This is a genomic window from Pseudoxanthomonas jiangsuensis (assembly GCF_010093185.1).
Classification (GTDB): domain Bacteria; phylum Pseudomonadota; class Gammaproteobacteria; order Xanthomonadales; family Xanthomonadaceae; genus Pseudoxanthomonas; species Pseudoxanthomonas jiangsuensis.
Genome location: NZ_PDWL01000035.1, coordinates 14,376 through 27,818 on the forward strand (window position 1 = coordinate 14,376; position 13,443 = coordinate 27,818).

Below are 13,443 nucleotides of genomic sequence, written 5' to 3' on the forward strand. Positions count from 1 at the left end.
AAGGCTTCACAAGCTTCAGATGCTTTATTAACAGGGGCTATGGGATCGTGGCCGCGCCTTCCCCATGGGTCACGCGCATGAGCAGCGGCAACAAGCCTGACTTCTCCAACGTCCGCAGCGACGTCACCAGCACGGAGGGCGAGCGCGCGGACTTCAGCAACGTCCGCAGCGCGGTGACCTCGACCGAGGAAATCGTCAACCCGCCCGAACAGACCCATACGGTCGAAAAGGGCGACACGCTCTCGGCGATCGCCAAGCAGTACTACGGCAAGGCCAGCGCTTGGCCGAAGATCTTCGAGGCTAACCGCGACCAGCTCGACGACCCCGACCGGATCAAGCCCGGCCAGGTCCTGAAGATTCCTGCCGTTGACCTGGACTGAACCGTCCCCGGCCCGCCCCCGAACCAGAGGACTCCCACGCATGAGCCGTAACCGCCTGATCTACCCGCTGACCGCGGCCCTGTCGGCCACGCTCGTCCTGGCCGCGTGCAAGAAGCCCGAGCCGGTGCCGGCGCCGGCGCCGCCGGTCACCACCGAACCGGCTCCCATGACCGAGCCCGCGCCGGTGGCCGCCACCGCCAGCGTCACCACCGTGGACCTGGGCAATGCCGTCGGCGCCGACAACCGCGTCGCCACCCCGGCCACCACCTTCTCGCCGAAGGACACGATCTACGCCGCGGTCGCCACCCGCACCAGCGATCCGGCCGCCAGCGTGCCCGGCAAGCTGACCGCGAAGTGGACCTACCAGGACGGCCAGACCGTCTCCGAGGACAGTCGCGACCTGAACCTGACCGGCGACGGCACCACCACCTTCCAGATCAACAAGCCGGACGGCCTGCCTGCGGGCAAGTACAAGGTCGAAGTTTCGCTGGACGGCAACGTCGTCCAGACCAAGGAGTTCGAGGTGAAGTAAGTGTTGTACGTTCCAAGGCACGGTCTCTCTCCTGCTCTCTCTCCCGGCAGGGTGTGAGTACAGTCGGGCGCGGCGCCAGCCGCGCCCTTTTTTTTGCCCGGCGCCTTGATTCGGCCCGCGGCCACCGCCATGCATTCCGGCATGGACATTCCGCATCCGCCCGCCGATGGCGGCGAAGTTTCTCCCGGCCGCGACCGCCGACGCGTGCTGCGCGCTTTCAACCTCAGCCTGGCGTTCGTCCTGTTGCTGGTGATGGTGTTCAGCGTCCAGTCCGGGCTCGACCTGGGCGCACTGGCGGTTGCGCCGCGCGACCCGGGCGGATGGCTGGGCCTGCTGACCGCCCCCCTGCTGCACGGTTCGCCCGAACACCTGGCCGCCAACGCCGGGGCGATCCTGATCCTCGGCACCCTGGCCGGCGCGGTGTATCCGCGCGCCACCGCCTGGGCGCTGCCCCTGCTGTGGCTGGGCTCGGGCCTGGGCGCCTGGCTGCTGGGCGAACCGGGCAGCCGCCACCTCGGCGCCAGCGGCGTGACCCACGGCCTGATGTTCATGCTGTTCGTGCTCGGCCTGCTGCGCCGCGACCGCGCCTCGATCGCCGCCGGCATGATCGGCTTCCTGTTCTACGGCGGCATGCTGCTGACCGTGCTGCCGCACGAACCGGGTGTGTCCTGGCAGTCGCACCTGGGCGGCGCGGTCGCCGGCGCCCTGGCCGGGCTGCTGCTGCGCAGGCGCGATCCGATCCCGCCGCGCCCGCGCTACAGCTGGGAGGACGAGGAGGAACAGGCCGGCGAGCCCGATGCCGAACTGGAACCGCCCTCGCCGCAGGCGGTGCCGGTGCTGTGGCGCCGCGACCCAAGCGGTCAGGTACGCGGCGTGGTCCTGCGCTTCACTCCGCGGCCGAGGCAACCTCCGGAATCGTGAGTCTCCTGGAATGCGTTCGGGATGACGCGATGCCCCATGCATCGGCAGCGTGGTGACCGCAACCTGTCGCGCCACCAGCATCCCGAGGACGTCGCTTCGGACATCGCCGGACAACATCGCACGCACCGTCGAGCACGCGGATTTTCCCGCCTATAGTGGCCGCCCCGTAGTTCGAGGAGGTTCCATGCGCGCCGCATTCCGTCCGCTTCCGATGCGCCTGTTCCGGTTCGCCCTGTCACTGGCCGCGCTGCTGGCCTGCGCCGCTGCGACGGCCTCGCCTGCCGCCGCCGAAGCCGCTCCGCCCGTGCGGTTGAAGGTGATCGGCTACGTCATGGACGGCCCGCAGCTGCCGCCGATCAGCGCCCGCAAACTGGATGCGATCAACTTCGCCTTCGCCCTGGTCGACGAACAGGGCGAGGTCTACCTGCCGGGCGATACGGCCGCCGCCTCGCTGGCCGGCCTGGTCGCGCTGCGCGGCGACAATCCCGGGTTGAAGGTGCTGCTGTCGATCGGCGGCTGGGGCGCGGACCACTTCTCCGAGGCCGCGCTGACACCGCAGGCCCGCGCCCGCTTCGCCGACAGCGCGGTGCGGATCGCGCGCGAGCACGACCTGGACGGGATCGACATCGACTGGGAATACCCGACGCTGCCCGGCCCCGGCATCAGCCACCGTCCCGAGGCCCGCGGCAACTTCGTGGCGATGCTGCAGGCCGTGCGCGAGCGCCTGGACGCGCTGGGCCACGAGCGCGGCCGCCGCTACCTGCTGACCATCGCCGCGGCCGACGGCGAGGCCGCGCGCGGCCTGGACCTGGCGCGGATCACGCCTCTGCTGGACTGGATCAACCTGATGACCTACGACTTCCACGCCAGCTTCGCCCCGCTCACCGGCCACCACACCGGCCTGTACCGCTCGGCGGGTGCGCCGGCCGGCAGCCGCTCCTCGGTGCAGGCGGTGGACGAATTCCTGGCCGCCGGCGTGCCCGCGGCGAAGATCAACCTCGGAGTGGCGTTCTACAGCCGCGCCTTTGCCGGCGCCGCCACGGCCGGCCACGGCCTCAACCAGCCCTACCGCGACTACGCCGAACCGCAGCCGTGGCGCGAGCTGCGCGAACTGCCCGGCCGCGACGGCTGGGAACGCCACTGGGACGCGCAGGCGCAGGCGCCGTACCTGTGGCATGCGGCCAGCCGCACCCTGGTCAGCTACGACGACCCGCAGTCGCTGGCGGCCAAGGCCGCGTTCGTGCGCGAGCGCGGGCTGGGCGGCATGATGTACTGGGAACACCGGCAGGACGCTGGCGACGAACTGCTCGACACGCTGCGCACGGCGCTGGATGCTGCCGTCACACCGATCCCGGACCCCGATCACGCACGATGACCCACCGCCTGCCGCCGCTGTCCCTGGCCCTGCTCGCCACTGCCTGGCTGGCCGCCTGCACCAGCACGCCGGCACCGGTCGCGCCGGCGGTGGCGCAGGCCGATGCCACTACGGGCTACCTGGCCGCGGATGCGATCCCCGACAGCCTGGCCCTGGTCCCCGCACCGCCGGCCGCAGGCAGCGCCGCCCTGGCGCAAGACCATGCGGTGGCGGCCGCGGCGCTGGCCATGCGCGACAGCCCGCGTTTCGAACTGGCGCGGCGCGACGCCGATCTGGACTTCCCGCAGGCCGCCGGCCTCTTCGCCTGTGCCCTGGGCGTGGAGATCGACCCGGTACATACCCCCGCCACCTGGCGCCTGCTGCGCCGCAGCCTGGTGGACGCGGCGCAGTCCACGCGCGCGGCCAAGCTGCGCTACCGGCGCATGCGTCCGTTCGTCGAGAACGACGCCCCGACCTGCACGCCGGAAGACGAGACCGGGCTACGCGACAGCGGTTCCTATCCCTCCGGGCACACCGCCATCGGCTGGACCTGGGCGCTGGCGCTGGCGCAGGCCGCACCGGAACGCAGCGACGCCCTGCTCGCGCGCGGCCGCAGCTTCGGCGAGAGCCGGCTGGTGTGCAACGTGCACTGGCAGAGCGACGTGCTGCAGGGCCGGTTCATGGGCGCCGGCACTTTCGCCCGGCTGCAGGCCGAGCCGGCGTTCCGGGCCGACGTCGCTGCCGCCACCGACGAGCTGGCACGGGTCCGAAAGCAGGGCCGGGCTCCGCGCAGCGACTGCGCCGCCGAGGCGGCCGCCCTGGCCCAGCCACTGCCCGGCGCGCTCTGAACCCGCCGGTTACCGCTTCCCGGGGGGGCAGGCCGATGCCGCCGCTCCAATGCCGGCTGACCGGCGGCGCGACGCCCCCACTTCCGGCACCCCCGGCCGCCATCGCCCGCGCTTAGACTCGCCGCACATCCAACCGCCAAGGACGCCGCCATGAGCCAGTGGTACCTGCACGACTCCTCCAGCAACCGCCGCATCGGCCCGCTCGACGACGAGGCCGCCCGCGCCGAGGCCGCGCGCAATCCCTCCCTGCTGGCCTGGCGCGAGGGCATGGGCGACTGGCTGCCGGTGCGCAGCATCGCCGAGCTGGTCGACGGCACCCCGGCCGATCCCGCGGCGGTGCCGCCGCCGTTGCCGCGCGGCGGCCGCAGCCGCGCCGACGACATCGAGTTCCGGATCCACGGCCAGGAGATGCAGTTCGTCGAGATCGAGCTGGACCCGGGCGAGAGCGCCATCGCCGAAGCCGGCGCGCTGATGTTCAAGGACTCGTCCGTGCAGATGGACACCCTGTTCGGCGATGGCTCGCGCGAGGGCCAGGGCGGCGGCTTCATGGACAAGCTGCTGTCGGCCGGCAAGCGCGTGATCACCGGCGAAAGCCTGTTCACCACCCTGTTCACCCACACCGGCGGCGGCAAGGCCAAGGTCGCCTTCGCCGCACCCTACCCGGGCACCGTGCTGGCGATGAAGCTGGACGAACACGGCGGCCGCATCATCTGCCAGAAGGACAGCTTCCTGGCCGGCGCCCGCGGCGTGCAGGTGGGCGTGCACTTCCAGCGCAAGATCCTCACCGGCCTGTTCGGCGGCGAGGGCTTCATCATGCAGAAGCTCGAGGGCGACGGCTGGGTGTTCATCCACGCCGGCGGCTGCGTGGTCGAGCGCGAGCTGGCCGCCGGCGAGCGCATCGACGTCGACACCGGCTGCGTGGTCGGCTACCACGCCAGCGTGAACATGGACGTGCGCCCGGTCGGCGGGATCAAGAGCATGTTCTTCGGCGGCGAAGGCGTGTTCCTGGCCACCCTCACCGGCCCGGGCAAGGTCTGGCTGCAGTCGCTGCCATTCTCGCGCCTGGCCGGGCGCATGCTCGCCGCCGCGCCGCAGGGCGGCGGCCAGGACCGCGGCGAAGGCTCGATCCTCGGCGGCCTGGGCAAGATCCTGGATGGCGACAACCGCTTCTGACCGGGGTGGCCGCCATGCCTCCGGCATGGCGGTCCCGCGGGCGATCGCCATAGCGGGAGTCCTACTGGCCGGACGCAGGCTCCCACAGCTCGACCTTGTTGCCTTCCGGATCGATCACCCAGCCGAACTTCCCCTGCTCGGAGGTCTCCGTCCTGTCCAGGACGTGGCAGCCCTCGGCACGCAGCGCCGCGAGCAGCGCATCCAGGTCGGCCACCCGGAAATTGACCATGAAGGACGCCGAACCGGGCGTCATGTATCCCGTGTCCTGCGCGAACGGACTCCAGACTGTCGCGCCGTGCGGGCTTCCGGGGCCGCCCCACTGGAACACGGCGCCGCCCCAGCCGGCCACGTCCAGGCCGAGGTGCTCGCGATACCAGGCGCCCAGACCCTTGGGATCGGCCGCCTTGAAGAAGATGCCGCCGATTCCGGTCACGCGCTGCATGCTGGTTCTCCTGGTGGGCTGGAAGGCATCTCCACGCTTGCCGGCCTAGGACCTGGGAGGCTCGGCCAGGACAACGACGTTGCCATCCGGATCCTTGATGGAAGAGATCTTGCCGAAATTCCCGGTCACGGTCTCGCTGGCGCCTATCCCGGCCTGGCCAAGAGCGTCCTGCGTTCCCTCCAGGTCGGAGACGACGAGTGTCATCTGGGAGTTCCCGGACTTGCCCGGATCGTGGAAGAGCTGGATTCCGGCATTGCCGCCAACGCTCCGCCACTGGATGAGCGTGGGTATCGGCCTGTCGTCCGGCACACGGCCGAAGACCTTGGAGTAGAAGGCTTCGGACGCGTCCATGTCGGAAACGAAGACTGCCGCATAGACGTAATCGATCTTCATGGGATATGCCTCCTTACGTACAGTGTGATCCATGGGCCCCGTGGCTCCAACGCCAGGGTCAAGCTGAGCCATGAAACAAGTTCGGCACGAATGGCTCGCCGGGCCACACTGCCGACGAAGACAGGTGCGGACGGATCGAAGCTGGCAAGGCGTCCAATGTTGCCCGGTCAGGAGTGCGCGGCGGCGATGGATAGACCTCCAGGACACGGTCGGACTCCGACCGCGGGTGAACGACCTCCCAGCCACGCGGCGGATACTTCCACGCGAAGAATTACGCCTCGCCGCCTCCGACCAGGATTGGCTTGAACCCGGCTGCGATCAATCGCTTTCCGTCAAACACTGGTTCCTGGCCTTCGAACTGTACTCGAGAGTCGCTCGTCAGACCTTTCATTCCCATGTCCCTGATGGCTCTGGTGGGCCACTCAATCAGACACATGGCGACCATCTCATCAGGGTTCGCTCCCGCGGACGCCATGAAACTCCCGTACTCCTGGCTTTCAGGGTTTGCACTTTCGCCGTGGTAGGTCGCCGCATCAGGCCCCGACTCGTCCAGCCATGAATCCAGGACCCGTAGCGCCCCATACTCCTTGAGGACTTTGGCCACAAGGGCGGCCATATCCTCATATGCACGCTTGTTTGCGCGGGGAACAGGGACCAGATGGATGTCGATGTAGGTCATGTCTTTACGAGGCCTAACGCCTGTTAAGTCAAGCCGCGAAGCGGCTTCGGCTTGAATGAATTGTTAGAGATCACGACCCGTGACCATGAGAGCTATGAGGAGAAAGAGATACACCCCCATAAGTGTCCGGACAAGAAGATTTGCATGTCTCAGAAATATATTTATAGGTCGCCTATCCTCGTCTGGTTCAAGACTCGCCAAATAGGCTTGCATCTCCTCATGGGGCCACCGCGTAACAAGAAATCCGAAGCGTGATGTCTCCTGTACGCTAAGTTTCCTATCAGCAATACGAACCTGCACGACAAAGAAGAACAGTAGCCAGAAGGCCAGAATCACCACCATGGCCAAGCCGAACGTTATTACGGCGAGCGAGAACATGTCTTGTGAGCTCTAACGCCTTATGTCTTGGCTTTCCCCTAGCTTAGGCGCCGAGAGCCCGACGTGCGCGCCCGATAACGCCTCGGTGTAGCAGCACCGTAACTCAGCAGGGGCCGCACGCCGGATCTCGCGCCCTGCGCCCGGACAGTTGGCCGAGGTCTCCCTCGAACTGATAAGCGTGGGCCTCGGGCGCGATGCTCTCGACCGGCCAACTCTAGCGGAGAACGGGCATGACGGCAGTGGGTATCGACGTGGGCAAGGCATCCCTGGACGTGGCCATCGAGGGACGACCTGGGGTGATGCGGGCGGCCGGGGACGTGGCCAAGACCGATGCCATCGACGCCCGGCTGCTGTGCCTGATGGCGACCATGTTCGCCGATCGGTTGCAGCGCTATCGCGCCCCGCTTCCCTGGCAGCGCGAGCTTCGGGACTGGCTGCGCCGCCGCGGCCAGGTGGTCACGGCGCTGCAGGCGCATCGCCAGCAGATGGCGATGTGTCCCGGGCCGATCCGGTCGATGGCGGCGGCGACCCTTGCCGCCCTGCGCCGCGAACTGGCGGCGATCGATCAGCAGATGAGGGCCCTGCTGGATATGCATGCAACGCCGTCCCTGGGCTCATGCGAGGGCCTTGGGCCGGTCTTCCAGGCCACCAGCCTGGCATTGCTTCCGGAGCTGGGCGCGTTGACGCGCCGACAGATCGCACGCCTGGTCGGGGTAGCACCGATGAACCGCGACAGCGGCCAGAGCAGTGGCGCACGCCGGATCCGCGGCGGACGGGCACCGGTGCGCGTGGCCCTGTACATGGCCACGCTGTCGGCGGTGCGCTGGGACGAGACGATGAAGGCGCACTACAGACAACTGCGCGCCCGTGGAAAGCTGGCCAAAGTCGCGCTGGTCGCCTGCATGCGCAAGCTGCTGACGATCATCAATGCACGCCGGCGCGATGAGTTGCTGCGGGAGGCCGCTGCGCCAGCCTGACCACTGGTCGGAAGACAGTTGCTGAATTAAGCCGCGCCGCGAAGCGGCGTCGGCTTGAATGAATTGTTAGGTGCCACTGACGGCGGCATCAGGGTTTTTGTCAGAGATAAGCCGAAGATCAATTCCGTGCTCAAGCAATGCCTTGCAGGCAGAGATTACGAGATTGAATCCCTCAGTGGAATCCAGTGCCTGCGCAACCTTTTCATCATCGGTTCCCGTGAAGCCTGAGGCGACGATAGAAACAAATGTTGTGTCATTGCCTTTAGGCGTAAAAGTCCATTCAACAGGCGTGGGCCATTCAATGGCAATTCTTTGGTTCTTCTCCAGCGCCGTGACCGTCACTTCCCCCGAGACGCCGTACTGATCCCAGTACCAGGTTACTGTCTTACCGGGAACTAGTTGCCCACTGGAACGACTAAACCAAAATCTGGTGGTCACGGTGGGATCGACGAAGGCATTGAACACCTCCTCGACGGGTCTGCGGATGAGCATTGTTGCTCGCGCAACAGGCGACTTCATGAGTGTCATTTCAGCTCCCGGAAATCTGTGTGTGTGGCACCTAACACCTGAGTTAAGCCGCGCCGCGAAGCGGCGTCGGCTCGGACGAATTGTTAGCCGTTAAGCCGCTTGACCATGAAAGCCGATGACGACGGGCACAACTCCGAGAATTGGCTGGTGCGGGCGATGGATGCCGGGGCCTCATTGCGACTGGCATGGACGTATCCGCGACGCTCAAAAAATTTGTCTGCGGTGGTGGTAAGCAAGTACACGGCATGTGCACCCAGCACCGCAGCTTGCTGCTCTGCGCATGAAGCAAGTTTGGCACCAAGTCCTGTGCTGCGGTGTGACTCTGTAACGGCAAGTGAGCGAAGCAGCGCATTTGCTCCGTGTATCTCCAGACCGACCATCCCGGTCAAAGTGCCATCAGGCGCATGGCCGAACAACAACACCTTGGACGATCCGGACAGGTCGCTGGTGGGCAAGTGGCAGGAACTGAGCAGAGCCTCGGCGGCCGAGTCAAACTCTATGGGTCGGATCGATGTGTCCATGACGGCTAACGCCTTATGTCTTGAGTTTCCCCTAGCCTAAGAGCCGAGAGCCCGGCGTGCGCGCCCGATAACGCCTCGGTGTCAGCACCACCGTAATTCAGCAGGGGCCGCACGCCGGATCTCGCGCCCTGCGCCCGAACAGTTGATCGAGGTTGCCCTCGAACTGATAAGCGTGGGCCTCGGGCGCGATGCTCTCGGCCACTCAACTGTAGCGGAGAAGCGCAATGACGGCAGCAGGGATCGACGTGGGCAAGGCCAGCTTGGACCTGGCCCTGGATGGGCACCCAGGCGTGGCCAGGTTCACCAATGACCGCACCGGGATCGTCAGGCTGATCAAGAGGTTGCGGGCAGTGGCGACGACCCGGATCGTGGTCGAAGCGACCGGCGGCTACGAGGAGCCGTTGCTCGAGGCCTGTTGCGATGTCGGCCTGTGGATCGCCCGCGTTAACCCGCGGCAGGCCCGTGCCTTCGCCAGCGCCACCGGCGAGCTGGCCAAGACCGACGACATCGACGCGCGGATGCTCGCGCTCATGGCCCGGCTGTTCGCCGATCGGCTGCGACCCTACGTGGCGCCACCGCCGTGGCAACGCCAGCTCCGTGATTGGCTGCGCCGACGCGGCCAGGTCATCGTGGCCCTTCAAGCCCACAAGCAGCAGGCCGCCATGGCGCCACCCCCGGTCAGGAAACTCGCGGCCCGCACCGTCGTCGCCCTGGCTCGCGAGCTGGCCGCGATCGAGAAGACGGTGAAGACGATGATCAACGAGCATGGCACCCCGGCACTCCGCTCGAGCAAGGGGCTTGGGCCCGTGTTCCAGGCCACCGTGCTCGCGCTGTTGCCCGAGCTTGGACATCTGGACCGCAGGCAGATCGCCAAGCTCACCGGCGTGGCGCCGATGAATCGCGACAGCGGACAGGGCCAGGGCAAGCGAAGGATCCGCGGCGGCCGCGCCGCGGTCCGCGTCGCGCTCTACATGGCCACGCTCTCGGCCGTGCGCTGGGATCCGATGATGAAGGCGCACTACCAACAGCTCAGGGCCCGCGGAAAGCTCGGCAAGGTGGCGCTGGTCGCGTGCATGCGGAAGCTGCTGGGGATCATCAATGCCAGGCGGCGCGACGAGCTGCGGAGCGAGGGTCTGGCGCTGGCTTGAGCGGCATGCTTCAAGACAGTTGCTGAATTAGGCCGCGCCGCGAAGCGGCGTCGGCTTGAATGAATTGTTAGGCGCGTCCATACCGCCGAGTGAAAAAGACTCGCGCCAGCCAGTAAAGCATGAGAAGCAGCACTAAGAGCACAGGAATCGTTAGAAGGACAAAGGGGATGGACTCCGGGAACACCTGTGCTTGGCCCAGAAAGAATGATGCCGCAGCAATGAGCAGCGCAAAACACATGCGCCATAGATGGCGTGCAAGGCGATGTGGCCCTCTGATGCCTCGCGCGAGCAACATGCGCAGATCAAGGAGCGAAGCCAGCAGTGCCACCGAACCAAAGATGAAGTAAGGCGGTGCGGGGAACCCATCCTTTGTGCCAGTGGAACTATTAAGAGCCTCGAGTCCGAAATAGATGCCGGAAATACCGATTGCCAGCGCCACAAACATTGCGCAAAAGTCAATCCATCGAGCGCTAGCAGCGGGGCGCCGGACGGTGAGCAAAGCTGTAATGACAAGGTAGAACGTAAGCGCACCGGCAATAACAGAAATTGCCTCTGGCTTTAGAGCCGCCATCACTGCGCCAGTAGCAGACATGACCAGCATGACAAAAACAAAAAGCATTCCGCTTTTGCGATGCAGCTTCGCGCCCTTGAGGCTATAAAGCGCCACTGCACCAGCAGCAAGCGCAACCGAACCTGCTGCGATGTGCACTACAACCAGAGAATTTGGCATGCCTCGCCCGCCCTGAACCAGTGCTTCATGCTGTACGCCTCACGTGGGACACGGCGAGTGCCTTTCGTCACTGTGAGATTCGGTCAGCGCCTAACGCTTGAGTTAAGCCGAGCCGCGAAGCGGCGTCGGCTTGAATGAATTGTTAGGCTCATGCCACCGAAACCCGCTTGTTGAACTTGCCAGCAGCCAATCCATGCGCTTCTGCGAGAAGTGGTTTGACCTTCTCGAACGTTTCAGGGCTAGGGTTCACGACACTGACCCAAGCCATCCAGCCATACACGGGATGGGGCGTAAGGATATCTTGCGCGGCAAAATCATGACCGGTAGCGACGATCCCACCCGCCGGCGGTCGAGCCGGCGGCTCGCCAAAGAGCGACTGGTAGGTGGGCTTGCTGATGCCAATGTTCAGCCGGAAGACACCAGGGCGATTCAGGCTCGACGCCTTGTCGTTATCGCCGTCCTTAGCCTTCAGCGTGGCGAAGTACACACCTCGCGGCAGTGCTCGCCCGGGGTTGTAGAAGAACGAGGTTTCGCCCCACGCGGCGACTGGCACGATGCCGCTGAAGGTTTCACAGATGTACCGAGCGATTGCTGATTCTTCCATGAGGCCTAACACCTGAGTTAAGCCGCGCCGCGAAGCGGCGTCGGCTTGGACGAATTGTTAGGCCGCGCCCTGCTGATGCCGGACCGCCGACCCTTGGGCCTAGCGAGCGCACGCTCGTAGGAAGAGGTGATCAACTCGCGGAGCTCTGCGTCCGGGACGGTAGCCACGTTGACGACTGTGACCCAGTGAAACCGAGCCAAATAGCGTGCCGGCTTGAACCCCGGAACATCGGTGAGCTCGAGGAAGCGCTCAGCGGACGTGCGGAAGCTGAAGCGCCACTGCTCCGGCTCGCTGGTTTTGAAGTAGGCGAACTTCTTTCCAGCCACGTAGTAGACCAGGACGTTGCTCGGCGGACCGTAGAGCTTCGACGAGGCGTTTGGATAGCCGGAGCACAGTTCTTTGACCGTTTCGACATCCATGGGCTTCCCCTAGCGGCCTAACGCCGGAATTAAGCCGTGCCGCGAAGCGGCATCGGCTTGAATGAATTGTTAGCTGCGCCCATGCATAGCCTCCTCCGCAATCTCCTGGGCCTCTTGCACAGTCAGGCCATGCTGGTAGTGGACAGATAGCGGGTGATCGCTTGGCTGCAGCTCAAGGTAAGGGCGCGCTCCACCGTTGCGAGGCCGGACATTTGTCTTGAGGTTGATGGTGTCTGGATAGTGCGGCAGGCGATTGGCGAACCAGCCAAAGTAGCTGTCAGATTCATCGTGCTCGCCCCAGGTGGATGTGTATTTCTCAAAGCTTTCTTTGCTTAGGGAGACCCAGACACCCCAAAGAAAGGGTTCTTCACCGCCTTGAATTGGTAGCTCTAGGACAACGCGGGCAAAGTAGTCTGTACCTTCCGGGTGCTCGATCTTGCACAAATCATCATTGATTGTGGCCAGAGATTTCTTGTCATGATCTGACAGATGGTCAAAGTGCATCGGGGCTTTGTACCCGAAGCTCGGCGATCCCTCGTGCTGCTGTCCGCAGCAAGAGCAAGTGAATGCGAAAATTGCGGCCATGTGTGTGAGCAGCCAACGCCTGAGTTAAGCCGACTTGCGTAGTGGAGGCAACAGCGTGGCAAGCTTCTTATGCCACGCTGTTGCCGTAACGAAGCAAGTTCGGCTTGAACGAATTGTTAGGCAACACACCCCGCTACCCCAGAATCTGCGGGTTGAGTTGCCACACTGAATAGTTGAGCGCGGAGGCGAAGCTTACCCAAAGCAAATACGGGATGAGCAACGCACCCGCCAATGGCCTGACGCGCCAGAATGCAATAAGCGTTGCAACGATAAGCACCCAAAGCAAAATGATGTCCGCAAAAGCCAATCCGCCCAAGTGCCACCCGAAGAACAACCAGCTCCAGAGCGCATTGATTGCGAGTTGCGCCAGAAACAGAGTGAGGGCTGTACGTGCAGCACGAAACCCTCCGACACGCCAGACCAGCCATGCCGCAATGCCCATAAGCGCGTAAAGGATTGTCCAGACAGGGCCGAACAGGTTGGGCGGCGGCGCCCAATCGGGCCGTATGAGTTGCGTATAGAAAGGACTAGCCTGTATGGACGCGGCGCTGCCAATGCCGGCGGCAATGGAACTGACCGCGAGCCAGCCAACAAAGCCGATAATTTGCTTGTTTTTTGGCAAAGTCACGATTCACTCCATTGTGTTGCCTAACGCTGGAATTAAGCCGACCCGCGAAGCGGGTTCGGCTTGAATGAGTTGTTAGATGCGCTCACGGCTGCGCATCTGTGTACGCGCTCCATGAAGGAAGGCGGTGCTTGCGGGCCAGGTGGCGGAAGTAGGCGGCCATGCACAGACCAAACAGCACGCCAGCCAAGATCGCGGAGCTGAGC

General features: G+C 65.0%; 19 protein-coding genes. 8 read left to right on the plus strand and 11 right to left on the minus strand.

Annotation, left to right across the window (positions count from 1 at the left end):
- The first annotated feature begins 77 nt into the window (after window positions 1–77).
- The 6 genes from CSC62_RS16055 to CSC62_RS16080 all read left to right on the plus strand — a co-directional run bounded on the left by CSC62_RS16055 (window position 78) and on the right by CSC62_RS16080 (window position 5,208).
- Window positions 78–380 (plus strand): LysM peptidoglycan-binding domain-containing protein, encoded by a 303-nt coding sequence (locus CSC62_RS16055; RefSeq protein ID WP_162407701.1) that lies wholly within the window; start codon window positions 78–80, stop codon window positions 378–380.
- A gap of 40 nt (window positions 381–420) precedes the next feature.
- Window positions 421–912 carry a hypothetical protein gene (locus CSC62_RS16060; RefSeq protein WP_162407702.1) on the plus strand — a complete coding sequence of 164 codons (492 nt, stop codon included), beginning with the start codon at window positions 421–423 and terminating at the stop codon, window positions 910–912.
- A 141-nt stretch (window positions 913–1,053) separates the two neighbouring features.
- On the plus strand, window positions 1,054–1,833 hold the full coding sequence (locus CSC62_RS16065) for a rhomboid family intramembrane serine protease (protein WP_162407703.1): 780 nt from the start codon (window positions 1,054–1,056) through the stop codon (window positions 1,831–1,833).
- A 184-nt stretch (window positions 1,834–2,017) separates the two neighbouring features.
- Window positions 2,018–3,208 carry a glycoside hydrolase family 18 protein gene (locus tag CSC62_RS16070; RefSeq protein ID WP_162407704.1) on the plus strand — a complete coding sequence of 397 codons (1,191 nt, stop codon included), beginning with the start codon at window positions 2,018–2,020 and terminating at the stop codon, window positions 3,206–3,208.
- Entirely contained in the window at window positions 3,205–4,035 is an 831-nt protein-coding gene (locus CSC62_RS16075) for an acid phosphatase (RefSeq protein WP_162407705.1), read from the plus strand. Before CSC62_RS16070 ends, CSC62_RS16075 begins: the two co-directional genes overlap by 4 nt.
- A 150-nt stretch (window positions 4,036–4,185) precedes the next feature.
- Complete coding sequence (locus tag CSC62_RS16080; protein ID WP_162407706.1) at window positions 4,186–5,208, plus strand: TIGR00266 family protein; 1,023 nt, start codon at window positions 4,186–4,188, stop codon at window positions 5,206–5,208.
- A 61-nt stretch (window positions 5,209–5,269) separates the two neighbouring features.
- On the opposite strand, the gene CSC62_RS16085 is transcribed toward CSC62_RS16080, so the two are convergent.
- From CSC62_RS16085 to CSC62_RS16095, 3 genes are all read right to left on the minus strand, one after another.
- Complete coding sequence (locus CSC62_RS16085) at window positions 5,270–5,650, minus strand: VOC family protein (RefSeq protein ID WP_162407707.1); 381 nt, start codon at window positions 5,648–5,650, stop codon at window positions 5,270–5,272.
- Window positions 5,651–5,695: 45 nt separating this feature from the next.
- A complete protein-coding gene (locus CSC62_RS16090; protein WP_162407708.1) occupies window positions 5,696–6,043 on the minus strand; it encodes a VOC family protein in 348 nt (115 codons plus the stop codon).
- Window positions 6,044–6,314: 271 nt separating this feature from the next.
- Window positions 6,315–6,722: a DUF1428 domain-containing protein gene (locus tag CSC62_RS16095; protein ID WP_162407709.1), complete on the minus strand. Its 408-nt coding sequence runs from the start codon at window positions 6,720–6,722 to the stop codon at window positions 6,315–6,317.
- A gap of 608 nt (window positions 6,723–7,330) precedes the next feature.
- Here CSC62_RS16095 and CSC62_RS16100 point away from each other — a divergent pair.
- The gene (locus CSC62_RS16100) at window positions 7,331–8,077 is read left to right on the plus strand and encodes a transposase (protein ID WP_162407710.1); all 747 of its coding nucleotides are present in this window, start codon (window positions 7,331–7,333) and stop codon (window positions 8,075–8,077) included.
- Window positions 8,078–8,143: 66 nt separating this feature from the next.
- On the opposite strand, the gene CSC62_RS16105 is transcribed toward CSC62_RS16100, so the two are convergent.
- Complete coding sequence (locus CSC62_RS16105; protein WP_162407711.1) at window positions 8,144–8,605, minus strand: SRPBCC family protein; 462 nt, start codon at window positions 8,603–8,605, stop codon at window positions 8,144–8,146.
- An 83-nt stretch (window positions 8,606–8,688) separates the two neighbouring features.
- Window positions 8,689–9,126, minus strand: a complete 438-nt coding sequence (gene arsN2, locus CSC62_RS16110; protein ID WP_162407712.1) for an arsenic resistance N-acetyltransferase ArsN2 — start codon at window positions 9,124–9,126, stop codon at window positions 8,689–8,691.
- A 224-nt stretch (window positions 9,127–9,350) separates the two neighbouring features.
- Between arsN2 and CSC62_RS16115 the strand changes: the two genes are divergently transcribed.
- Entirely contained in the window at window positions 9,351–10,274 is a 924-nt protein-coding gene (locus CSC62_RS16115) for an IS110 family transposase (protein WP_162407713.1), read from the plus strand.
- A 67-nt stretch (window positions 10,275–10,341) separates the two neighbouring features.
- Here the strand turns inward: CSC62_RS16115 and CSC62_RS16120 are convergent, their stop codons facing one another.
- From CSC62_RS16120 to CSC62_RS18300, 6 genes are all read right to left on the minus strand, one after another.
- Window positions 10,342–11,004: a hypothetical protein gene (locus CSC62_RS16120; RefSeq protein WP_162407714.1), complete on the minus strand. Its 663-nt coding sequence runs from the start codon at window positions 11,002–11,004 to the stop codon at window positions 10,342–10,344.
- Window positions 11,005–11,152: 148 nt separating this feature from the next.
- Window positions 11,153–11,608: a DUF6194 family protein gene (locus tag CSC62_RS16125; protein WP_162407715.1), complete on the minus strand. Its 456-nt coding sequence runs from the start codon at window positions 11,606–11,608 to the stop codon at window positions 11,153–11,155.
- Window positions 11,609–11,625: 17 nt separating this feature from the next.
- A complete protein-coding gene (locus tag CSC62_RS16130) occupies window positions 11,626–12,027 on the minus strand; it encodes an MmcQ/YjbR family DNA-binding protein (protein WP_162407716.1) in 402 nt (133 codons plus the stop codon).
- 69 nt (window positions 12,028–12,096) lie between these two features.
- Entirely contained in the window at window positions 12,097–12,612 is a 516-nt protein-coding gene (locus CSC62_RS16135) for a DUF2199 domain-containing protein (RefSeq protein WP_162407717.1), read from the minus strand.
- A 133-nt stretch (window positions 12,613–12,745) separates the two neighbouring features.
- On the minus strand, window positions 12,746–13,234 hold the full coding sequence (locus CSC62_RS16140) for a TspO/MBR family protein (protein WP_162407718.1): 489 nt from the start codon (window positions 13,232–13,234) through the stop codon (window positions 12,746–12,748).
- Between the two features lie 88 nt (window positions 13,235–13,322).
- Complete coding sequence (locus CSC62_RS18300; RefSeq protein ID WP_425501983.1) at window positions 13,323–13,427, minus strand: DUF6404 family protein; 105 nt, start codon at window positions 13,425–13,427, stop codon at window positions 13,323–13,325.
- Window positions 13,428–13,443 lie beyond the last annotated feature (16 nt).